At 67.7% G+C, this 19,491-nt stretch carries 24 protein-coding genes and 1 pseudogene; 16 read left to right on the top strand and 9 right to left on the bottom strand.

Annotated features, from left to right (window positions below; translation table 11 throughout):
* Positions 1-8 precede the first annotated feature (8 nt).
* Positions 9-698: a phosphate regulon transcriptional regulator PhoB gene (phoB, locus tag ACI2KI_RS07005; protein WP_105562885.1), complete on the top strand. Its 690-nt coding sequence runs from the start codon at positions 9-11 to the stop codon at positions 696-698.
* 103 nt (positions 699-801) lie between these two features.
* Positions 802-1,521 carry a CPBP family intramembrane glutamic endopeptidase, BDIM_20840 family gene (locus ACI2KI_RS07000; RefSeq protein ID WP_404618665.1) on the top strand — a complete coding sequence of 240 codons (720 nt, stop codon included), beginning with the start codon at positions 802-804 and terminating at the stop codon, positions 1,519-1,521.
* Here the strand turns inward: ACI2KI_RS07000 and ACI2KI_RS06995 are convergent.
* Positions 1,518-2,453 carry an Hsp33 family molecular chaperone gene (locus ACI2KI_RS06995; RefSeq protein WP_404618663.1) on the bottom strand — a complete coding sequence of 312 codons (936 nt, stop codon included), beginning with the start codon at positions 2,451-2,453 and terminating at the stop codon, positions 1,518-1,520. The two genes, ACI2KI_RS07000 and ACI2KI_RS06995, sit on opposite strands and share 4 nt — an antisense overlap.
* A 188-nt stretch (positions 2,454-2,641) precedes the next feature.
* Between ACI2KI_RS06995 and ACI2KI_RS06990 the strand changes: the two genes are divergently transcribed.
* From ACI2KI_RS06990 to ACI2KI_RS06955, 8 genes and pseudogenes are all read left to right on the top strand, one after another.
* Entirely contained in the window at positions 2,642-3,181 is a 540-nt protein-coding gene (locus tag ACI2KI_RS06990) for a hypothetical protein (RefSeq protein WP_404618951.1), read from the top strand.
* Between the two features lie 84 nt (positions 3,182-3,265).
* A pseudogene (locus tag ACI2KI_RS06985) lies at positions 3,266-3,790 on the top strand (HAD-IB family phosphatase); the annotation flags it as partial.
* 135 nt (positions 3,791-3,925) lie between these two features.
* On the top strand, positions 3,926-5,155 hold the full coding sequence (serA, locus tag ACI2KI_RS06980) for a phosphoglycerate dehydrogenase (protein WP_404618949.1): 1,230 nt from the start codon (positions 3,926-3,928) through the stop codon (positions 5,153-5,155).
* Between the two features lie 97 nt (positions 5,156-5,252).
* Positions 5,253-7,055: an autotransporter domain-containing protein gene (locus tag ACI2KI_RS06975; protein ID WP_404618661.1), complete on the top strand. Its 1,803-nt coding sequence runs from the start codon at positions 5,253-5,255 to the stop codon at positions 7,053-7,055.
* A 242-nt stretch (positions 7,056-7,297) separates the two neighbouring features.
* Positions 7,298-7,924, top strand: coding sequence for a M23 family metallopeptidase (locus ACI2KI_RS06970; protein ID WP_404618659.1), 627 nt, complete (start codon positions 7,298-7,300; stop codon positions 7,922-7,924).
* A 100-nt stretch (positions 7,925-8,024) separates the two neighbouring features.
* Positions 8,025-9,005, top strand: a complete 981-nt coding sequence (locus ACI2KI_RS06965) for an ATP-binding cassette domain-containing protein (protein ID WP_313104377.1) — start codon at positions 8,025-8,027, stop codon at positions 9,003-9,005.
* On the top strand, positions 9,002-10,447 hold the full coding sequence (locus tag ACI2KI_RS06960) for an ABC transporter permease (RefSeq protein ID WP_404618657.1): 1,446 nt from the start codon (positions 9,002-9,004) through the stop codon (positions 10,445-10,447). The genes ACI2KI_RS06965 and ACI2KI_RS06960 overlap by 4 nt, the downstream gene beginning before the upstream one ends.
* Positions 10,448-10,526: 79 nt before the next feature.
* Positions 10,527-10,811, top strand: coding sequence for a hypothetical protein (locus ACI2KI_RS06955; RefSeq protein ID WP_292084308.1), 285 nt, complete (start codon positions 10,527-10,529; stop codon positions 10,809-10,811).
* 87 nt (positions 10,812-10,898) lie between these two features.
* On the opposite strand, the gene rpsU is transcribed toward ACI2KI_RS06955, so the two are convergent.
* The gene (gene rpsU, locus ACI2KI_RS06950; RefSeq protein WP_105562988.1) at positions 10,899-11,141 is read right to left on the bottom strand and encodes a 30S ribosomal protein S21; all 243 of its coding nucleotides are present in this window, start codon (positions 11,139-11,141) and stop codon (positions 10,899-10,901) included.
* Positions 11,142-11,330: 189 nt separating this feature from the next.
* Between rpsU and ACI2KI_RS06945 the strand changes: the two genes are divergently transcribed.
* On the top strand, positions 11,331-12,014 hold the full coding sequence (locus ACI2KI_RS06945) for a COQ9 family protein (protein ID WP_404618655.1): 684 nt from the start codon (positions 11,331-11,333) through the stop codon (positions 12,012-12,014).
* 27 nt (positions 12,015-12,041) lie between these two features.
* Here the strand turns inward: ACI2KI_RS06945 and ACI2KI_RS06940 are convergent, their stop codons facing one another.
* Both ACI2KI_RS06940 and purE read right to left on the bottom strand, forming a co-directional pair.
* The gene (locus tag ACI2KI_RS06940) at positions 12,042-13,124 is read right to left on the bottom strand and encodes a 5-(carboxyamino)imidazole ribonucleotide synthase (RefSeq protein WP_404618653.1); all 1,083 of its coding nucleotides are present in this window, start codon (positions 13,122-13,124) and stop codon (positions 12,042-12,044) included.
* A gap of 1 nt (position 13,125) precedes the next feature.
* Positions 13,126-13,617, bottom strand: coding sequence for a 5-(carboxyamino)imidazole ribonucleotide mutase (purE, locus tag ACI2KI_RS06935; protein WP_404618651.1), 492 nt, complete (start codon positions 13,615-13,617; stop codon positions 13,126-13,128).
* Positions 13,618-13,751: 134 nt separating this feature from the next.
* Here purE and ACI2KI_RS06930 point away from each other — a divergent pair, with 134 nt between their 5' ends.
* Positions 13,752-14,318 (top strand): GGDEF domain-containing protein, encoded by a 567-nt coding sequence (locus ACI2KI_RS06930; protein ID WP_404618947.1) that lies wholly within the window; start codon positions 13,752-13,754, stop codon positions 14,316-14,318.
* Between the two features lie 12 nt (positions 14,319-14,330).
* Here ACI2KI_RS06930 and ACI2KI_RS06925 read toward each other — a convergent pair whose 3' ends face one another.
* The 3 genes from ACI2KI_RS06925 to ACI2KI_RS06915 are packed head-to-tail and all read right to left on the bottom strand — an operon-like array spanning position 14,331 to position 15,679.
* On the bottom strand, positions 14,331-14,555 hold the full coding sequence (locus tag ACI2KI_RS06925; RefSeq protein WP_400544032.1) for a YdcH family protein: 225 nt from the start codon (positions 14,553-14,555) through the stop codon (positions 14,331-14,333).
* A gap of 39 nt (positions 14,556-14,594) precedes the next feature.
* Positions 14,595-15,062, bottom strand: a complete 468-nt coding sequence (locus ACI2KI_RS06920) for a TIGR02444 family protein (protein ID WP_404618649.1) — start codon at positions 15,060-15,062, stop codon at positions 14,595-14,597.
* Positions 15,059-15,679, bottom strand: coding sequence for a UbiX family flavin prenyltransferase (locus ACI2KI_RS06915; protein WP_404618647.1), 621 nt, complete (start codon positions 15,677-15,679; stop codon positions 15,059-15,061). Before ACI2KI_RS06915 ends, ACI2KI_RS06920 begins: the two co-directional genes overlap by 4 nt.
* Positions 15,680-15,794: 115 nt before the next feature.
* On the opposite strand from ACI2KI_RS06915, the gene ACI2KI_RS06910 reads away from it, so the two are divergent.
* The gene (locus tag ACI2KI_RS06910) at positions 15,795-15,968 is read left to right on the top strand and encodes a YdcH family protein (protein WP_292084299.1); all 174 of its coding nucleotides are present in this window, start codon (positions 15,795-15,797) and stop codon (positions 15,966-15,968) included.
* Between the two features lie 70 nt (positions 15,969-16,038).
* Here the strand turns inward: ACI2KI_RS06910 and ACI2KI_RS06905 are convergent, their stop codons facing one another.
* On the bottom strand, positions 16,039-16,707 hold the full coding sequence (locus ACI2KI_RS06905) for a cell cycle transcriptional regulator TrcR (RefSeq protein WP_312063353.1): 669 nt from the start codon (positions 16,705-16,707) through the stop codon (positions 16,039-16,041).
* A 217-nt stretch (positions 16,708-16,924) separates the two neighbouring features.
* Between ACI2KI_RS06905 and ACI2KI_RS06900 the strand changes: the two genes are divergently transcribed.
* Positions 16,925-17,557 (top strand): beta/gamma crystallin-related protein, encoded by a 633-nt coding sequence (locus ACI2KI_RS06900; RefSeq protein WP_404618644.1) that lies wholly within the window; start codon positions 16,925-16,927, stop codon positions 17,555-17,557.
* A gap of 46 nt (positions 17,558-17,603) precedes the next feature.
* On the opposite strand, the gene ACI2KI_RS06895 is transcribed toward ACI2KI_RS06900, so the two are convergent.
* Positions 17,604-18,575, bottom strand: a complete 972-nt coding sequence (locus ACI2KI_RS06895; RefSeq protein ID WP_404618642.1) for an NAD(P)H-quinone oxidoreductase — start codon at positions 18,573-18,575, stop codon at positions 17,604-17,606.
* Positions 18,576-18,654: 79 nt separating this feature from the next.
* Here ACI2KI_RS06895 and ACI2KI_RS06890 point away from each other — a divergent pair, with 79 nt between their 5' ends.
* Positions 18,655-18,858 (top strand): DUF1192 domain-containing protein, encoded by a 204-nt coding sequence (locus ACI2KI_RS06890; RefSeq protein ID WP_292084295.1) that lies wholly within the window; start codon positions 18,655-18,657, stop codon positions 18,856-18,858.
* A gap of 103 nt (positions 18,859-18,961) precedes the next feature.
* Positions 18,962-19,489: a DUF1465 family protein gene (locus tag ACI2KI_RS06885; RefSeq protein WP_404618640.1), complete on the top strand. Its 528-nt coding sequence runs from the start codon at positions 18,962-18,964 to the stop codon at positions 19,487-19,489.
* The last annotated feature ends 2 nt before the right edge of the window (positions 19,490-19,491 follow it).

The following is a 19,491-nucleotide window of genomic DNA, read 5'->3' as shown; positions in this document are numbered from 1 at the left end:
AGCCTGACGTGCAACCCTATATTCTGGTGATGGAAGACGAGGACGCCCTGGCCACCCTGCTCCAGTACAATCTGGAGAAGGAAGGCTATGACGTGACCGTGGCCGCGGACGGGGAGGAGGGGCTGCTTCAGGTCGACGAGCGCCTGCCGGATCTGGTGCTGCTGGACTGGATGCTGCCCAAGCTGTCGGGCATCGAGGTCTGCCGCCGTCTGCGCGGCCGGGCCGAGACGCGCAACCTCCCGATCATCATGCTGACGGCGCGTGGCGAGGAGACGGACCGCGTGCGCGGCCTGGATACCGGCGCCGACGACTACATGACCAAGCCCTTCTCGATGACGGAACTGACCGCGCGCATCCGCGCCGTCCTGCGCCGCATCCGTCCGGGTCTGGCCGACGACCGCATCAACCACGCCGACATCGTCATCGATCGCGTCGCCCACCGCGTCCGCCGTGCGGGCAAGGAGGTCCACCTGGGGCCGACCGAGTTCCGCCTGCTGGATCACCTGATGAAGCATCCGGGCCGGGTGTTCAGCCGCGAACAGCTGTTGGACGCCGTCTGGGGCTCGGACGTCTATGTCGAGGCCCGCACCGTGGATGTCCACGTCGGTCGCCTGCGCAAGGCGTTGAACGTCGAGGGCACGGTCAACCCGATCCGCACCGTGCGGTCGGCGGGTTATTCGCTGGATTTGAACAGCTAGGGCGTCGCCGTCGCCGGCGATGGCCGGCGCGTTAAATTTCGGTCATCCGCATCTGCTGACGGCCTGGCTCGCCTCATGACGACAGGTCATGGGGAGGGGCGCGATGCCGGACGCGATCATTGCAATGCTGGGCTGGGTCGGGGCTGTCGCTCTGGCTGGAGGACTGGCGGCGGTTCTGATGAAGGGGCGCGTGCGGTGGGGCTGGCTGATCGCTGCCCTGCTGCTGATGGCGGTCTATGACGCGCTGTTGACGCGGGGCTATGGCCATATTCCCCTGTCGCTCGGCGCCTCGAACTGGAACTGGGAAGGCAAGGCGATGGCGGTCCTGCTGTCGCTGGCCGTGGCGAGCCTGCCGGTCATCGGCTGGACGCGGTCGGGCCTGACGCTGAAGCAGGATCGCCGGGGTTTGCCGGGGGCCTTGGTCCTGTCGGGTCTGCTGGTCGCCCTGTTTTTCGGGCTGGCCCTCTATTTCCCGGGGCAGGGGTTCGATCTCGACAGCCTGGCCTTCCAGTTGACCATGCCGGGGCTGGACGAAGAGCTCTTCTATCGCGGCGTGCTGCTGCTGATGCTGAACGAGGCCTTCGGCAAGCCGGTTCGCATCCTGGGCGCATGGATGGGGTGGGGCGCGGTGCTGTCGTCGCTGGCTTTCGGCCTGACCCATGCGCTGGGCTATTCAGACGGCGGCTTCACCTTCGAGCCGCTGCTGATGGCCTCGACGGGAGGCGCGGCCCTGATGCTGGTGTGGCTGCGCGAGAAGACCGGCAGCGTGCTGCTGCCGATCCTCCTGCACAACTACGGCAATGCGATCTTCATGCTGGTCTAGGCGGCCGGCTGTTCGATCTCGGCGGGCTCGATCTTGTATACGGTCGAGCAGTATTCGCAGGTGGCGTGGATCATGCCGTCGTCCTCGACCATGGCGGCGCGGTCCTCGGCCGGGAAGGACTGCATGACCGTGACCAGCCGCTCCTTGGAGCAGCGGCAGACGGCGGCCAGGGCCTGGGCGCCTTCCAGTCGCACGCCGTCCTCGTGGAACAGGCGATACAGCAGGGTCTCGGCGCTGACCGTGGGGTCGATCAGTTCGTCGTCGCCCAGGGTGTTGAACAGGGCGCGGGTGCGTTCCCACACCTCCTCGGTCGAGCCGCGGGCCTCGTCGCCGGCGATGACCTGGATCATGGCTCCGCCCGCACGCCAAGAGCTTCCGGTCTCGGTCGTGACCTCGCCGACGGCCAGGCGCACCTTGGTCGGAACCTGTTCTGACTGGGTGAAGTAGTGTTCGGCGCACAGCGACAGGCTCTCGCCCTCGATCGGGGTGATGCCCTGGGTGCGCTCGAAGTCCTCGCCCCGGTCGATGGTCATGATGAAGACCCCCTTGCCCAGCAGGGTCTGGGCGCCGGGGCGTGCGAAGCCCTCGGAGGCCTTGGCCACTTCTTCCGGATCGAAGCGGCAGAAGCCGCGCAGGTGACCAGAGGTATCGTAGTCGGCCACGACATAGCGCACAGGGCCGTCGCCCTGGGCCTGAACGATCAGGCGGCCTTCGAACTTCAGCGCCGAGCCGACGATGGCGGCCAGGACGCAGGCCTCGCCCAGCAGGGCGGCGACGGGTTCCGGGTAGTCGTGTGCCGACAGGATCTTGTCCACCACCTCGCCCAGCCGCACCAGGCGGCCGCGCACGGGCCAGCCTTCGATCTGGAAGGCGGCGGCGAAGTCATCGGCGGGGGCGTTGACGGGCTGTGCGGCGGGCGCGTGATCGGTCACGGCGAAGATCCTGAAAAGGCGAAACTGTCTGGAAGCGGCGCAACATAGGGAGGCGACCGGCGCTTGGTAAGGGGGAGGGCGCGATCGGTCGTCCAGGCTTGCAGCTTGGCCGTTTAAGGCGGAACCTCTTGCGGCGCGGTTCGCTCCTGTCCGAAGACAGTGTTTCGACAAGAAGAGGTTGGTTGCCCATGGTTCAACAGTTCAACGCCGTGGACGAGGTCCGCAAACATCCCGGGATCGCCGCAGGCGTCGTCGCCGTCCTGGCGGGCGTGGGCATCGCCGCCCTGCTGCTGAACCAGCGCAGCGGCCCGACGCGCTATGAGCGTATCCGCGAGCGGGTTGATCCGCGCGGCTGGTTCGACGCCGAGGCCCTGCGCCATCGCTTCGACGACATCGCGCGCGGCGTGCGGCACGGCGCCGACGGCCTGGGACATCGCGCGGCGGATCTGGGCGACTACGCCAGCGATCGCGCCGGCCGCCTTGGCCGAGAGGCGCGGGCGCGGGCCGATCACTGGCTGCACCGCTCGGGCGGAAAATCCGGCAAGTCGATGAAGCGTTACGCCAAGCAGGCGCGCCGATACGCCGAGGATGCGGGCGATTTCGCCCGCGATCACGCCAAGGAGGGCGGAGCCCTGCTGGCCGTGGCCACCATCGCCGCCGCCATCGGCGCCGCCGCCCTGGAAAGCCGTCGCAGAAGCGGGGGTTCGGGCGGCTTCGGCAAATTGTGACGTTCTTGGAAAATTCGTGCGGGAAGGGGCGTTTCGGCGCCCCTTTTCATTGCTGCAAGTGCGAAGGTGAGCTAGGTGCGGGGCATGACTTCGCCCGTCTTCATCTTCGACTTCGACTCCACCCTGGTCCGCATCGAGACGCTTGAAGCGCTCGCTGAAATCGCCCTGTCCGATGCGTCCGATGCGGTTGCGAAAAAGGCCGAGATCGCGGCCCTGACCGATCAGGCCATGTCGGGCCAGGTGGACTTCGGCACGGCCCTGCGTCGTCGTCTGGATCTGCTGGCCCTGACCCGCGGCCATGTCGAGATCCTGACGGATCGCATCCTGGACGAGGCCAGCGCCTCGATCCGCCGCAACGTCGACTTCTTCGAGCGCCACGCCGAGCGGGTCTATATCCTGTCGGGCGGCTTCCGCGAGGTGATTGCGCCCCTGGCCGCGCGCCTGGGCGTCGCGCCCGGTCACGTCCTGGCCAATGACCTGATCTATGACGACGAAGGCCGGGTCACCGGCGTGGACGACGCCAATCCCCTGTCGCGCGACAACGGCAAGCCCGAGGTCATCAAGGCCCTGAACCTGACTGGACCCGTGGTCATGGTCGGCGACGGCTGGACCGACGCCGAGGTCAAGCTGGCCGGCGCCGCCGACCGCTTCTACGCCTTCACCGAGGTCGTCAGCCGCCAGAAGGTGATCGAGGTCGCCGACGCGACCGCCGCTTCGCTGGACGAGGTCCTGTTCGCCGAGGGCGTGGCCGGGCGCTGGTCCTATCCGCGCAACCGCGTCCGCATGCTGTTGCTGGAGAACATCCACCCCGCCGCCGTCGAGCGACTGGAGGAGGCGGGCTACACTGTTGAAACCATGAACGGCGCGCTGGACGAGGACGACCTGATCGAGGCGATCAAGGGCGTGCACGTCCTGGGCATCCGTTCCAAGACCAATGTCAGCAAGCGGGTGCTGGAACACGCCGACCGTTTGCTGGCCGTCGCAGCCTTCTGCATCGGCACCAACCAGATTGATCTGGAGGCCGCCGCCGAGCACGGCGTGGCTGTGTTCAACGCCCCCTATTCCAACACCCGATCGGTGGTGGAGCTGGCCATCGGCCTGACCATCGTCCTGATGCGCGACGTGGCTGACAAGTCGGCGGCCATGCACCGGGGCCAGTGGAACAAGTCGGCCACCGGCTCGCGCGAGCTGCGCGGCAAGACGCTCGGCATCGTCGGCTACGGCGCTATCGGTTCGCAGTTGTCGGTGCTGGCCGAGGGGCTGGGGATGCGGGTCATCTTCCACGATCTGTCGGAACGTCTGGCCCTGGGCAATGCGCGGCGAATGCGCTCGCTGGACGCCCTGCTGGCCGAGGCCGACGTGGTCAGCCTGCATGTCGACGGACGCAAGGATAATGCGGACGTCATCGGCGCGGCCCAGTTCGCGAAGATGAAGCCGGGCGCCCTGTTCCTGAACCTGTCGCGCGGCCACGTCGTCGATGTCGAGGCCCTGGCCGAGGCGGTGAAGTCCGGTCAGATCGCGGGCGCTGCGGTGGACGTCTTCCCCGAGGAGCCGCGCACCAACGCCGATCCCTTCGCCAGCCCCCTGCAGGGCCTGAAGAACGTCATCCTGTCGCCCCACATCGGCGGCTCGACCGAGGAGGCCCAGCAAGCCATCGCCGAGTTCGCGGCCGAGCGTCTGCTGGGCTATCTCAACCGCGGCGACACCACCTTCTGCGTCAACCTGCCGAACGTGCAACTGGCCGAGGTGTCGCGCGCCCACCGCCTGCTGCACATCCACAGGAACCAGCCGGGGGTTCTGGCCGAGCTGAACCGCGCCCTGTCGGCGGCGGGCCTCAACATCCTGGGCCAGCACCTGAAAACGGATGAACGCACGGGCTACGTCATCACAGACGTGGACCGCGACTATGATCCCGAGGTGCTGAAGGTCCTGCGTGACCTGCCGGGCACAGTGCGCTTCCGAATGCTTCACTGATCGCTGTTCAGCTTCCCTAGGGGCATCTTGCGCTCACGGCAAAGCAGCGCATCCTCCGGATAACGACCGCATACGGACGGTCGAGGGAGGAACATCGATGTCTCGTCTTCTTCGAGGAGCGGCCCTGGCCGCCCTGACCCTGGCCGCCGTCTCGACCGCAAGCGCCGCCGGGGCCCAGAGCTACAACCGACTGGTCGTGTTCGGCGACAGCCTGTCCGACAACGGCAACCTCTATCTGGCGACGGGCGGATCGACCCCGGCCTCGCCGCCCTATTATCAGGGGCGCTTCTCCAGCGGGCCGGTCTTCACCGAGCGGCTGGGGTTCAACGCCTCGAACTTCATGGGGCCGGTGAGCGGCAGCATCAACTACGCCTTCGGCGGGGCGCGCACTGACAGCCAGGCCGCACCGATGGGAATGCGAGTCCAACTGGCCCAGTATCAGTCGCGGGGCGGCGTGTTCGGGGCCGGTGATCTGGTCAGCATACTGGGCGGCGCCAACAACATCTTCCAGGGCCTGCCGGCGGCGGGCGCCTCCTCCAACCCGCAAGGCAGCATCGCGCCGGTGGCGCTGGGCGCCGCGGCTGACATGAACTTCATCGTCGGCAGCGTGGCCCAGGCGGGGGCAGGAACCATCCTGGTCACCAACCTGCCCAAGCTCAGCCTGACGCCGCAGTTCCGCGCCACGCCCGCCGCGCCGCTGGCCGACTATGCGGTGACGACCTTCAACGGGGCCCTGTTGACCGGGCTGAACGCCACGGCGGCGGCGCGGCCGGGCACCAACATCATCATGATGGACCTGTTCAAGATCGGCGACGTCATCGCCGCCAACCCCGGCGCCTTCGGCGTGTCGAACGTCACCCAGCCCTGCTTCAACGGGGTGACGGTCTGCGCCAATCCCAACGACTACTTCTACTTCGACGGGGTGCACCCGACGGCTGCGGGCCATGCCGTGATCGCGCGTCTGGCTAATGACTACTTGTACTACGGCGATCTGGGCAGCCAGACGGCGGTGTTAGGCGAGACGGCCTGGCGTCACCGCGAGGATGCGCTGGACGGCGCGACCGCCAGCCTGTCGGGCCGCGACGCCTGGACTACGGGAACGGCGATCTCGGTCTCGGCCCTGGCGGACCGGACCAAGACCGATGCGCGCGGCCGGATCGGCGAGGCAACCTCGGACGGATACGGCGTGCGGATCGCGCTGGAGGCGGGTTCGGAGAGGATGAGGTTCGGTCTGGCCGGCAGCTATCGCAACGCCGACGTGGACGCGGGCAGCCTGAACGTCGATCTGGATAGCTTCGGGCTTGACGTCTATGGCGGCTGGCGCTCGGGCGACCTCTTCGTCAATGCGGCGGCGGGCGTGGCCCAGGACGATTTCAACGACATCAGCCGCCTGACCTCGCTGGCGCCGGTCGTACACACGGGCTCGACGCGCGGCGTTTCGACCGGCGCGCGTCTGCAGGGCGGGATGTGGTTCGACATGGGCGGAATCGCCCTGTCGCCGCGCGCGGCCGTGGCCTGGATCAATAGCGACGTGGACGGCTTCGACGAGCAGGGCCCGGCGGCGCAATACGCCTATAAGGACCGCTCCGTTCAGGGCACGACCGCCGAGATCGCCCTGCGCGCCGAGGCCGGAATCGATCGCTTCCACTTCTTCGCCGAGGGCGGCTATCGCGACAGCCTCAGCGACGACAGCGACCCGGTGCGCACCGGCATCGCCGGAAACCCGGCTCAGGTCCTGGCGCGCGACATCGACAGCCCCTGGGGCGGTCAGTTCCTGGCTTCGGCGGGTATCGAGGGCACGATCATGGACCGCCTCAAGGTCTCGATCGGCTACAAGGGTCGCTTCGGCGATCAGGCCGACAGCCACATGGGCGGGGTGCAACTGACCCTGCCGCTGTAAGGCGTTCGACAGACGGGGAGGGGGCCGCGCGGCGCAAATCGCGCGGCCCCTTTCATTTCGTCAGGGGCGTTTTAGTTCCCGATCCGCGACCCCTTGTCGCCTTGGCGGCGCCCCATTCAGGTCCCGGTGTAATGCCAGAAAAGGACAATCCCGGCCGTCGGCGAGCGTTTTCCGCCACCCGCGCCCTGCGCGATCATGACGGCCCTCCCGCTTGAAAGAGCGTCAGGAGCTGTTGTCTCAGTATGCGTTTCTTACCTCCGGCCGCCCGGCCGTTCGTGTTTCATGTCGGCCACATCACGCTGCTGGCCGGCGCCGCCGTCCTGGCCATGGCCGCGGCCCCGCTGAACGGCGCCAATCCCGCCCCGGACAAGGTCGAGGACCTTTCCGCGCCCGCCGCGCCGCCGGTCATGGCGGTGGCAAAGCCTGCCGGTCCGCTGATGCGCAAGCTCGTGTTCGAGGCCCCGGTGAAGGGCTATCGGATCAACTCGGCCTTTGGTCTGCGCAAGCTGGCCATCGAGGCCAAGGCTCGCGCCCACAAGGGCGTGGACATCGCCGCGCCCAAGGGCACCAGCGTCTATTCGACCGCCGAGGGCAAGGTGATCCGGGCCGGCTTTCAGGCCGGCGGCTACGGCAACTTCATCGAGGTGAAGCACCCCAACGGCATGAGCAGCGTCTACGGCCATCTGAGCCGCATCGACGTCCATACCGGCCAGTCAGTGGCGACGGGCGAGCGCATCGGCCTGGTCGGCTCGACCGGCTATTCGACCGGCCCGCACCTGCATTTCGAGGTGCGCCGCAACGGCGGTCAGGTGAATCCGACCAAGGTCGTCGGCCAGAGTTTCGACGTGAAGGTCAAGGCTCCTAAGTAAGCACGTGCCGGATCATGACTGATCTGTAATGTAAAATGCCCTTTCCATTTCCCGCCTCGCACCTTTAGGATTCGCGTTCTACGATTGCGAGGGGGACGGCATGGTTGCGGCGTTGACGCTGGACGGGATCAGCAAGAGGTACGGCGGCTTTCAGGCCGTGTCCGACCTGAGCTTCGAGGTCGAGAAGGGCACCATCTGCGGCTTCCTGGGTCCCAACGGCGCGGGCAAGACCTCGACCCTGCGCATGATCCTGGGACTACAGCCCGCCACCTCGGGCAGGATCGAGATCCTCGGCGCCGACGACGGGCGCAAGGTGCGTGATCGCATCGGCTTTCTTCCCGAGGAACGCGGACTCTACAAGAAGATGACCCCGGTGGACGCCATCGCCTTCTTCGGCGGGCTGAAGGGCGTGCCGGCGTCCGAGGGGCGCAAGCGCGCCCGCGAGATGCTGACCCAGATGGGCCTCGGCGACGCCCAGAAGAAGAAAATGAAGGAGCTGTCCAAGGGGATGGCCCAGAAGGTCCAGCTGATCGCCTCGGTCGTGCATCGCCCCGAGTTCGTGATCCTGGACGAGCCGTTTTCCGGCCTCGACCCGATGAACCAGCAAGGCCTGGAAGCCATGATCCGGGCCCTGGCCGCCGACGGCGCGACCGTCCTGTTCTCGACCCACGTCATGCAGCACGCCGAACGCCTGTGCGACAAGGTCGTGCTGCTGGCGCGCGGCAAGAAGGCATTTGAAGGCACGGTGGATCAGGCGCGGGCGACCTCGCCGCGCTTCCTGGAACTGGAAGGCGCGCTGGACGTCGCCGCCGTTTCGGCCCTGCCGGGGGTGAGCGGCGTCGAGGTTCTGAGCGAGCAGGACGGCGCGCGCACGCTGCGCGCCGGGCTGGCGCAGGGCGCGGGGGGGCAGGAGGCGCTGAAGTCGGCCTTCCTGAGCGGGCTGGACGTGCGGCGCTTCCAGATCAAGGAGCCGACCCTGCACGACGCCTTCATCGCCCTGACCGGCGATCATCCGGACGATGACCAGACTGTCGCCCGCGATGGCGCCCGTGACGCTCTCAAGACGGAGGCCGCCCGATGAACCGCACCCTTCTGATCGCGCGCCGCGAGTTCATGGCCTACGCCAAGACCGTCGGCTTCTGGCTGTCGCTGCTGGCCTTCCCGCTGTTCGGGGTGTTGGGCGGCGCCATCCCCCTGTTGATGAAGAGCGCAGAGCCGACGCGACAGGTCGCGCTGGTCGATGAAGCGCCCGCCGGGTCCGGCCTGGCCGCCGCCGTGAAGCAGGCTCTGGAGAGCGAGCAGGCGAGGGGCGACATCAGCGCCTTGCGCATGGCCGCCATCCCGGAGGCCGGCGTGGCCGGCGGCGATCGGGTGCGCAAGATCGCCGAGACCGAAGGCTTTGACGCCGGCGTGGCCGCCTTGAAACGCGAAGCCCCGCGCGCGGGCGCCGCCTTTGACCTGCCCAAGCGCAACCTGACCCTGGTCGCCCCGCCGGCCGAGATCGCCGCCGCCGCCCCCGGCGAGGCGCGCGACGCCCTGGCGAGGCGCTATGTCAGCGATGACGCGCCCGAGGGGCAGAAGCTGAGCGGCGTGGTCTTCCTGACCGAGGCGAACGGCCAGCCGGGCGCCCGCGTCTGGACGGCGCGCGCCACCGACGACGCGGTCGAGGACGCCGTTCGCGACGCCCTGAAGGACGCCAACCGTCATCAGGTCTTCGCGGCCAGCGGAATCGATCCGGCCGTGGTGGCCCAGACGGATCGGTTCCGTCCTGAACTGTCGGTCTTCTCGCCCAAGGCGCGTTCGGGCGGCGAGGTCTCGTTCCGCGACAAGCTGCCCACCGTGGTCGGTCTGGCGGTCGGCTTCATCCTGTGGTCGCTCATCATCACCGGCGCCTCGATCCTGCTGAACAGCGTGATGGAGGAGAAGTCGAACAAGATTCTGGAGGTCCTGCTGTCCTCGGCTTCAGCCACCGAAATCCTGACGGGCAAGGTGCTGGGCGTGGCCATGCTGACGCTGACGGTGCTGGTCGCCTGGGGCGGGCTGGGGGGGATCGCCCTGGTCGCCGGGGCGCCGGATATGGCCCGCGACGTAGGCTCAGTGCTGATGAGCAACGGCCTGTTGGTCTACTTCCTGCTGTTCATGGTCGGCGGCTATCTGATGTACGCGGTTCTGTTCGCGGCCATTGGCGCCTTCTGCGAGACGCCGCGCGACGCCCAGACCCTGATGGGGCCGATCATGATGGTGCTGTTCGTGCCGCTGCTGGTCATGCAGATGGCCATCCGTACGCCGGACGCCCCGGTGGTGAAGATCATGAGCCTGATCCCGCCCTTCACCCCCTTCGTCATGGCCGCCCGCGCGCCCAGCGGCCCGCCGCTGATCGAGATCGTCGGCGCCCTGATCGGCATGTTCGTCTTCGCCGCCCTGATGGTCTGGGTGGCGGGCCGGGCCTTCCGCGCCGGCGCCCTGTCGGACGTGAAACTGAACTGGAAGAGCTTCCTCGGCGCGGTGCGCGGGGGCGCCTAAAGCGGGCGAGACGACGGCGCGAAACCGAGCGCGTCGTCGTCCGTTCACCCGGGCAGAGGCTCAATCATTGAGGCGGATCATGGCGACGACGATATTCAGAACGGGCGGCCAGTGGCGTCTGGCGATGTGGGGGCTGATCGCGGCCCTGCTGCTTTTGCCGTTGATCGCCATGCAGTTCACCCGTGAGGTGGCGTGGGACGCCGCAGACTTCGCCTTTGCGGGAGCCCTTTTGGTCGGAGCGGGCCTGGTCTTCGAACTGGCGGCCTGGCGCACGAAAAAGCTGGCCTGGCGGCTGGCGATCGGCGGCGCCCTGGTCTTCGCTGTTCTGCTGATCTGGGCTGATGCCGCCGTGGGCGTTTTCTAGGGCCTCAGCGGACACCAAGACAAAGAAAAGGCCCGCTCCGGCTTCCCGGGGCGGGCCTTGATCTTTCAGCCTGGGGCTGGGGCCGTATTAACGGCCGCCCGGCGTGCGGGGCTTCGGAGCCGGCAGCAGGCCTTCGCGCTGGGCGCGCTTGCGGGCCAGCTTGCGAGCGCGGCGAACGGCTTCAGCCTTTTGGCGAGCGCGCTTTTCCGAGGGCTTCTCGAAGTGCACGTGGCGCTTCATTTCACGGAAGCTGCCTTCGCGCTGCATCTTCTTCTTCAGGGCTTTCAGCGCCTGATCGACATTGTTGTCGCGGACGAAAATCTGAACCAGGGTTATCTCTCCTTTGGCCGCCCGCCGCGTCCTTTCCAAGGGAGACGGGCAGACAAAATAAAATCTCTCCCGAAAGTCAGGCCTTTCGGATGAAGGCGCGCTGATACACGACGAGCGGAGGCCTGTCCAGATCGACACAGGCAATCGTGATGGGTCGAAAAGCCCCGAGGACCGGACTATTCTGGGGATATGACCCAGACCGCCGCCGATCCCAAACCCGCCGCGCCCAAGGGCGACTGGGCCTCCCGCATGGAGCAGGCGGTGCTGGACGCCGCTATAGCACGCGCGCCCGCGCTGGGCTGGAACAGCCGCCTGGTTCGCGCGGCCTGCGAGGCGAACGGGTTGTCGCTCGGCGACGAAGAGCTGCTGCTGCCGAACGGGGCGCGCGATCTGGCCGTCCTGCTGTCGCGCCGTCACGATTCGCGGGCGCTTAAGGCGCTGGAGGCCACGCCCGCCGCCACGATGAAGATTCGTGAGCGAATCGCCGCCGCCGTCTCGGCGCGGATGGAGGCGGGGGCGCAGGACATCGAGGCGGCGAAGCGCTGCGCCGGTTTCCTGACCCTGCCGACCAATGTGGACCTGGGCTTCAAGCTGGCCTGGGAGAGCGCCGACCACCTGTGGCGGTGGGCCGGCGACACGGCGACGGACCAGAACCACTATTCCAAGCGCGCCATTCTGGGCGGCATCCTGATCCCCGCCCTGACCATGCGCTGGTTCGAGGGACGCGAGGCCGCCGAAGCCTTCGTCGCCCGCCGCATCGAAAACGTCATGGCCTTCGAGAAATGGAAGGCGGGCAAGGACTTCGACGCTCCGCTGAAGGCCGTCACGGACGTGCTTGGGCGGCTGAGGTACGGGGCGAAGGAAGCGGACTAACCTTCGCCGGGATGAGCGGGCAGGGGGTTAGATCGAGCCCAGCACCCGGTTCACGTGCGCCATCTTGCGACCGGCGCGGGCCTCGTGCTTGCCGTAGAGGTGCAGGCGAGCGTTCGGTTCGGCGGCGAGCGTGCGCCATTCCTCGACCTCGTCGCCCAGCAGATTGGTCATCTCGATGCGGGCGTGGGCCTCGGTCGGGCCCAGCGGCCAGCCGGTGATGGCGCGGATGTGCTGTTCGAACTGGTCGCAGACGCAGCCGTCCTGGGTCCAGTGGCCGGTGTTGTGGACGCGCGGGGCGACCTCGTTCACCAGCAGGACACCGTCTCCCATGTCGAACAGCTCGATCCCCATGACCCCGACGTAGTCGAGGCCGTCGAGCACCGCCGAGGCGATCTCGACGGCGCGGGCCTGCGTCTTCGCGTCGACGGCGGCGGGGGCCAGAGTGGTCTTCAGCACGCCGTTTGCGTGGATGTTCTCGCCCAGGGGGTAGACGGCGACGACGCCGTCACGGCCACGGGCCGCGATCACTGACAGTTCGCGGTTGAAGACGGCGGCGGCTTCCAGCACGGCGGGACGGCGCCCGATGGCGTCGAAGGCGGCTTCGGCGTCGGCGGCGTCGCGGATCCAGACCTGACCCTTGCCGTCATAGCCTTCGCGCCGGGTTTTCAGCACGGCAGGCAGGCCAAGCTTGTTGATGGCCTTGGCGAGGTCGTTCAGGGTCGAGACAGCGGCGAAGTCGGCGGTCACGGCGCCGACGGCGTTCAGATAGGTCTTCTCGTCCACCCGGTCCTGAGCCACCGCCAGGGCCGTCGGTCCCGGCGCGACCAGGGCGCCGGCCTCGGCCAGGGTCTCGACCGAGGAGGCCGGGACGTTCTCGAACTCGAAGGTGACGACGTCGCACAGACGGCCCAGGGCCTGCAGCGCGTCGGGGTCATTGTAGGGGGCGGTGATCTGGGCGCGCGAGACGCGGGCGGCCGGGCAGTCGGGCTGCGGGTCGAGGATCACCACGTCGAAGCCGAGGCGCGAGGCGGCCTGGCTCAGCATCCGGCCCAACTGGCCCCCGCCGAGAATGCCGAGGGTCGATCCGGGACTCAGGGGCAGCTGGGGCAAGTCAGTCCTCGACGGTTTCGGCGACGGAAGCGGTCTGGGCGGCGCGGAAGGCGCTCAGACGTTCGGCAAGGGCGGGGTCCGACAGGGCCAGGATCTGCGCCGCCAGGATGCCGGCGTTGGCGGCGCCCGCCTCGCCGATGGCCAGGGTGGCGACGGGCACACCGCCGGGCATCTGGACGATGGAGAGCAGGCTATCCATGCCCTTCAGAGCCTTGGACTGGACCGGCACGCCCAGGACGGGCAGGTCGGTCATCGCGGCGGCCATGCCGGGCAGGTGGGCCGCGCCGCCGGCGCCGGCGATGATGACCTTGTGCCCCATTGCTTTAGCATTGGTGGCGAAATCATAGAGGCGTTGGGGCGTGCGGTGGGCGCTGACGACCTTGGCTTCCCAGGCGACGCCCAGCTGATCCAGGCGTTCGGCGGCCAGCTTCATCGTCGGCCAGTCGGACCGGCTGCCCATGATGATGGCGACGGGCGGCGTCGAGGCGGTCATGCGAAGGCTCCCACACGGAAAGCGGCCCGTTACAGCACGCGCGTTGCGCCCGCAACCAAGCTCGCTAGAATCATCTGCGTCGCATGGCCCTGAGTCGGCCTTGATTCGCGACGCCGGAGCCTGACTTGAACCACGTGGCCGAACCGACTGCAGACATTGATCTGCACGCCGAGATCGAACGGCTGCGCGCCGAAGTCGCCGCCCTGATCGTCCGCGCCGAGACGGCCGAAGCTTTGGCGGACCACGACGTTCTGACACGGGCGCTCAACCGGCGCGGCTTCATGACGGTGCTGAACCGCAGCATGGCCTATTGCCGCCGCCATGAGGTCGAGGCGGCGCTGCTCTATCTGGATATGGATGGCTTCAAGGGCGTCAACGACGGCCTGGGTCATGCGGCGGGCGACGCCGCCCTGATGGCCGTGGCGGACCTGCTGCTGGCCAATGTGCGCGAATCCGATGCGGTCGGGCGTCTGGGCGGCGACGAGTTCGCGCTGCTGCTGATGAATGCCGGCGCGGACGAGGGGCGCGAAAAGGCGAAGCGCCTGGCGACCGCGCTGGAAACCGAAGGCTTCGTCTGGGAAGGCGCGACCGTCGCTCTGGGCGGTTCATTCGGCGTCCGCGCCTATGCGGGGCAGACCGATCCTGAGGCCTGGCTGTCGGAAGCCGACGCCGCCATGTGGTTGCGGAAGAAGGCGCGCTGAGCCTTCGCCTGCCTAGGCGATGATGTCAGGCAGGATGCGGTCTTCGATCTTCACGATCTCGTCGCGCAGGGCCAGCTTCTTGCGTTTCAGACGGGCGATCCGCAGCTGATCGGGGATCGGCATGTGGCCGAGCGCCTCGATCGAGGCGTCGAGGTCGGCATGCTCCTGAAGAAGCGCCTTCAGCGTATCGCGAAGCTGCTGGTCCTCGTCGGACAGGAAAGGTTGGTCGTCGTTCATGGCTCGCCCCGGAAGCCCCTTCTTATAACCGACCGGCCGTCAGGCGGGAAGGCGATCCGCCAGCGTCGTCAGCGCCGGGCGCGGCACCACGCGGGCCCACAGCTTCGCGGTCTCGGCCAGGCCGTCGATGGCGCGGCGCGGGGCGCCCGACGGGGCGGGCGCCAAGGCTTCAAGCTCCAGCATCAGGCGGCGCTCGGCGTCCAGCTCCAGCGCCTTGACCTGTTGGCGCAGGGCCTCGCGGTGATCGTTATCGATGTCGGGGATGGGCGCCTTCAGGGTCCGGCGCACGGCGCGCAGCGGGGCGACGACGACGGTGTCATAGGCGCGGGCGGCGTCGCAGGCGGCCTCGATCGTCTCCTCGTCCGGGCGGCGGCCGGTGACGGCGACCCAGGCGGCCCAGAGCATCAGCGGGACGTTCTGCTCGTTGTGGTCCTGCAGGCTCAGGCAGGCCTCCGCCACGCCGGGCGCCTCATAGGCCGTCAGCGTCCAGGCCCAGAGGTCGCTCATGTCTGGGTCAGTCCGGCGTTCAGGCCTTCCCAGCGCCGCACCGCGGCCCAGTCCAGACCGAACAGGTCCAGCGCCCGGCCGACCGATTGATCGACCATCTCGGCGATGCTGGCGGGTCTGGCGTAGAAGGCGGGCAAGGGCGGCGCGATGGTCGCGCCCATCTCGGTCAGCGCCGTCATGGTGCGCAGGTGGCCCAGATGCAGCGGCGTCTCGCGCACCATCAGCACCAGCGGGCGGCGCTCCTTCAGCACCACGTCGGCGGCGCGCGTCAGCAGGGTCGAGGTCACGCCGGTGGCGATCTCGCTCATGGTCCTGACCGAACAGGGCGCGACGATCATGCCCATCGTGCGGAACGAACCCGAGGCGATGGCGGCGCCGACATCGGCCAGCTTGTAGGTCACGTCCGCCTTCGACATCAGGTCGTCGGGGCTCAGATCCGTCTCCTGCGACAATGTGAGCAAGGCGGCCTTCGTAACCACCAGATGGCTCTCCACGCCCAGTTCACGCAGGGCGTCCAGCACCCGCGCGCCATAGACGACGCCGGAAGCGCCAGAGATTCCAACGACCAACCGCGAAGGCTTCGGGTTCCGTATGGTCGAGTTCACATCATCGGCCATTTTGACTTCCACAGTCTCCGTGTTCGGAGCGACGAGGGGTCACCGCAATGTGATTCCACAGGCCGTCGTTCCGGGCGCTCAGTGTAGTGGTCCCTTAGACATGGAGGCGCAAGCCATGACCATCGAGGCTCGTATTCGCGAACTGGGAAATCGGCACAGGACGCTGGATGAGACCATTCAGCAGGAGACGCGCCGGCCCACCGCGGACCCGACACACCTCAGGGAACTCAAGCAGCGAAAGCTCAGGTTGAAGGAAGAGATCACTAGTCTGGAGGCCAGGACCCACTAGGCCTCCCCATGAAAAGAGAACGGCCCCGAAGATCGCTCTTCGGGGCCGTTTCCATTTCAGGTCGGAACGATCAGTCGTCGTTGCGGCCGAAGACCGATTCCGCGGTCGGCTCGGCGCCGGGGCGCACGCGCTCCTCGGGGACGAACTCGGGCTCTTCCGGCTCTGCTTCGATGGCTTGCAGCACGCCTCCGCCGGACTTGGCGTCGTCCTTGGCCTTCTTGTCGGCGGCCTTCTTGACGATTTCGTCCAGTTGCAGCTGGCCGACCAGGCCCAGGGTCACAGGGTCGACCGGCTTGATGTTGGCCGAGTTCCAGTGAGTGCGGTTGCGCACGGTCTCGATGGTTGACTTGGTGGTGCCCAGCAGCTTGGCGATCTGGGCGTCGGTCACTTCCGGGTGGTTGCGCACGAACCAGGCGATGGCGTCGGGGCGGTCCTGACGACGCGACACGGGCGTGTACTTCGGACCGGTCTTGGACGGCTTCAACAGTTCGGCGTGGCGGCTGACCACAGCCTTCATGCGGTAGTCGGGGTTGGCCTGGGCCTTTTCCAGCTCCTCACGCGTCAGCTGGCCGTTGACGATGGGGTCGGCGCCGCGAATGTCGCGGGCCACGTCGCCGTCGGCAATGCCGCGCACTTCCAGCGGGTGCAGACCGCAGAAGTCCGCGATCTGCTCGAAGGAGAGCGAGGTGTTGTCCACCAGCCAGACCGCGGTGGCCTTGGGCATCAGGATGTCGGTCATGGGGCGTGCGTCCCGGCTTTGCGGCCCGAAAATCGGGCGTTTGAATCGACGGCGCCCGACCTTTCGGCCGGGCGCTGAGACCTTCTGTATAGGCCCATTTTCGGCAAAAGAAAACGCTGTCCGAACTGCCTGTACAGCAAAGGTTCATGGAGAGTGTTGAACAGTCTCGCTTGTGGCGCGTTGGTGCGCCGAGGGATTTCAGGGAAGGACAGCTCTCATGAGACAGTTCGCGATTATCGCCGCCGGCGCAGTCATGGCCTTCGGCGGCGCCGTCACCGTGCCGTCCGGTCCGGCCGAGGCTCAGGCGCAGGCGCGCGGCGCCCCGCGCGGCAGCTACACCCAGTCGTGCACGGGCTCCTACGTCAATCAGGGGCGCCTCTACGCCGATTGTCGCGACACGCGCGGCCGGATGCGCGAGACCTCGATCGAACTGGCCCGCTGCTCCAGCAGCGACATCGGCAACGATAACGGCCTGCTGGTTTGCTACAATCACCGGGGCGACTATGAGGACAATGGTCGGCCCGGTGGCGGCAACGGCGGCTGGCCGGGTGGACCGGGCGGCGGCAACGGCGGCGGTTGGGGCAACACCTCCATCACCGTCTATCGCGACGCCAATTATCGCGGCCAGTCGATGACCTTCCGCGAGGAGATCCCGAACCTGCGCAACAGCGGCCTGAACGACGCCATCAGCTCGATGCGTCTGGGCCGCGGCAGCTGGGAAGTCTGCGAGGACGCCAACTATCGCGGCCGCTGCCAGATCATCAGCAGCGACGTGCGTGATCTGGGCCGCTCTGGCCTGAACGACCGGATTTCATCGCTGCGGCCGGCCCGTCGCGGCGGCAACTGGTAAGGACGATGGAACGGGAGGCTTCGGCCTCCCGTTTTTTCTTGGACTGTCAGACGGTCAGAACGATCTTGCCGACATGGTCGCCGGCCTCCAGTCGCTGATGGGCGGCGGCGGCCTGCGCCAGCGGGAAGGTCGCGGCGACCTGGGCGCTGACCTGACCCGAGGCGATCCAGGGCCAGACGGTTTGTTCGACGGCGGCGGCCAAGCGGGCCTTTTCGTCTGCGGGGCGGCTGCGCAGCGTCGATCCGGTCAGGACGATCCGTTTCAGCATGACCCGCATCAGGTCGATCTGGGCCAGGGCGCCGGTCAGGGTGGCGATGACCACCCAGCGTCCGCCGGGCTTGAGCGCATTCAGATTCAGCTCTGCGTAGTCCGCGCCGACCATGTCCAGCACGACATCGACGCCGCCTGCCGCCTTGATGGCGTCCAGCAGGTCGCCGTTCGTGGCGTCCAGGCTGACGTCGGCGCCCAGGGCGCGGGCCGCCTCGGCCTTGGCGGCGCCGCGCGAGGTGGCGATGACGCGCGCGCCCGCCGCCTTGGCCATCTGGATGGCCATGACGCCGATGCCGCTGGTGGCGCCGTGGATCAACAGGGTCTCGCCGGCCTTCAGCCCCCCGCCCTCGAAGACGTTGGCGAAGACGGTGAAGGCGGTTTCGGGCAGGGCGGCCGCCTGGATGAAGTCCAGGCCGTCGGGAACAGGCAGGACGTGGCGGGCGTCGACCACGGCGCAGTCAGCGTAACCGCCGCCACCCAGCAGGGCGCAGACCCGGTCGCCGACGCGCCAGCGAGTCACGCCGTCGCCGACCGCGTCGACCTCGCCCGCGACTTCGAGGCCCAGAATGTCCGAGGCCCCGGGCGGCGCCGGGTAGAGGCCGTTGCGTTGAACAATATCGGGCCGATTAACGCCCGCGGCGCGCACGTGAATGCGAATCTCACCCGGAGCGGGCTCCGGCAAGGGGCGTTCGGCCAGACGCAGGGCCTCGGCGGGGCCCTTTCCGCCTTCGATCTCGATGACCCGCATGATGCCTCCGCCGCTTGCAATCCTAATCATTGGGGCGTTTTCATACGGGTTTGTGCGGTCGCTGACCACGGAGGCGATGATGTCGTTCGAAGATCTGGAGCCGCGGCCCCGAGCCGGCGAGGCGCTGAAGGCCCTGGGACGGGAAGACCTGGACCTATACGCTGTGGATGATCTGCACGAGCGGATCGCCGCGCTGGAGGCCGAGATCGCGCGTTCGAAAGCCGCCATAGACGGCAAGTCCTCCAAGCGCAGCGCCGCCGACGCCCTGTTCAATTTCCGCTGATCAGCCTCTCCCGCGTTTTCGTAATCCGTGGCATGACGATTGCAGTTCCGGTCCGTGCGGAGTCGTTCTGACCCGCGAGTTTGACAGACGCGCGTGACATTTCATGGGTAGGATCGAGTTGACCGCCATCGACGCTGACATGGTCGGATTGCGTTCGCGCAGCGCTGAGGTGCTGGATTTCGCGCGGTCGGAGCTGTTCGATCGGACCTTCCGTGAAGGCATGGAACTGGTCGAGGAGACCGCCGCCTATCTGGACGGCGACGGGCGTCAGGATTCGCGCCTGCTGTCGCGCGCCGCCGCCCTGGCCTATGCGGGCGAAAGCATGAAGCTGACCACGCGGCTGATGCAGATCGCGTCCTGGCTGCTGGTCCAGCGGGCCGTGCGCGAGGAGGACATGACCGCCGCCGCCGCCTGCGAGCCGCGCTATCGTCTGGCCGATCGCAAGGTCGAGGGCGAGCCCAGCCATCGCGAACTGCCCATCGCTCTGATCGAATACGCCGTGCGCGCCGAGAAGCTGTACGACCGCGTCCTGCATCTGGACCAGCGGATGTATCTGGGCGGCGACGAGGAGCAGCCGGTCAATCCGGTGCAGAGCCAACTGGATCGCCTGCAGGCGGCTTTCGGGGGCTAGGC

It is taken from the genome of Brevundimonas sp. NPDC046655 (assembly GCF_044901625.1).
Taxonomy (GTDB): Bacteria; Pseudomonadota; Alphaproteobacteria; order Caulobacterales; family Caulobacteraceae; genus Brevundimonas.
The sequence above is the reverse complement of the archived record's forward strand: the minus strand, read 5'-3'. Positions and strand labels throughout refer to the sequence as shown.

Bases quoted from the DNA above. Each gene is read 5' to 3' on its own strand.
- ACI2KI_RS07000 (WP_404618665.1), top strand. From the start codon at position 802: ATGCCGGACGCGATCATTGCAATGCTGGGCTGGGTCGGGGCTGTCGCT.
- ACI2KI_RS06990 (WP_404618951.1), top strand. From the start codon at position 2,642: ATGGTTCAACAGTTCAACGCCGTGGACGAGGTCCGCAAACATCCCGGG.
- ACI2KI_RS06975 (WP_404618661.1), top strand. From the start codon at position 5,253: ATGTCTCGTCTTCTTCGAGGAGCGGCCCTGGCCGCCCTGACCCTGGCC.
- ACI2KI_RS06970 (WP_404618659.1), top strand. From the start codon at position 7,298: ATGCGTTTCTTACCTCCGGCCGCCCGGCCGTTCGTGTTTCATGTCGGC.
- ACI2KI_RS06965 (WP_313104377.1), top strand. From the start codon at position 8,025: ATGGTTGCGGCGTTGACGCTGGACGGGATCAGCAAGAGGTACGGCGGC.
- ACI2KI_RS06960 (WP_404618657.1), top strand. From the start codon at position 9,002: ATGAACCGCACCCTTCTGATCGCGCGCCGCGAGTTCATGGCCTACGCC.
- ACI2KI_RS06955 (WP_292084308.1), top strand. From the start codon at position 10,527: ATGGCGACGACGATATTCAGAACGGGCGGCCAGTGGCGTCTGGCGATG.
- ACI2KI_RS06945 (WP_404618655.1), top strand. From the start codon at position 11,331: ATGACCCAGACCGCCGCCGATCCCAAACCCGCCGCGCCCAAGGGCGAC.
- purE (WP_404618651.1), bottom strand. From the start codon at position 13,617: ATGACCGCCTCGACGCCGCCCGTCGCCATCATCATGGGCAGCCGGTCC.
- ACI2KI_RS06925 (WP_400544032.1), bottom strand. From the start codon at position 14,555: ATGAACGACGACCAACCTTTCCTGTCCGACGAGGACCAGCAGCTTCGC.
- ACI2KI_RS06920 (WP_404618649.1), bottom strand. From the start codon at position 15,062: ATGAGCGACCTCTGGGCCTGGACGCTGACGGCCTATGAGGCGCCCGGC.
- ACI2KI_RS06915 (WP_404618647.1), bottom strand. From the start codon at position 15,679: ATGGCCGATGATGTGAACTCGACCATACGGAACCCGAAGCCTTCGCGG.
- ACI2KI_RS06910 (WP_292084299.1), top strand. From the start codon at position 15,795: ATGACCATCGAGGCTCGTATTCGCGAACTGGGAAATCGGCACAGGACG.
- ACI2KI_RS06905 (WP_312063353.1), bottom strand. From the start codon at position 16,707: ATGACCGACATCCTGATGCCCAAGGCCACCGCGGTCTGGCTGGTGGAC.
- ACI2KI_RS06900 (WP_404618644.1), top strand. From the start codon at position 16,925: ATGAGACAGTTCGCGATTATCGCCGCCGGCGCAGTCATGGCCTTCGGC.
- ACI2KI_RS06895 (WP_404618642.1), bottom strand. From the start codon at position 18,575: ATGCGGGTCATCGAGATCGAAGGCGGAAAGGGCCCCGCCGAGGCCCTG.
- ACI2KI_RS06890 (WP_292084295.1), top strand. From the start codon at position 18,655: ATGTCGTTCGAAGATCTGGAGCCGCGGCCCCGAGCCGGCGAGGCGCTG.
- ACI2KI_RS06885 (WP_404618640.1), top strand. From the start codon at position 18,962: ATGGGTAGGATCGAGTTGACCGCCATCGACGCTGACATGGTCGGATTG.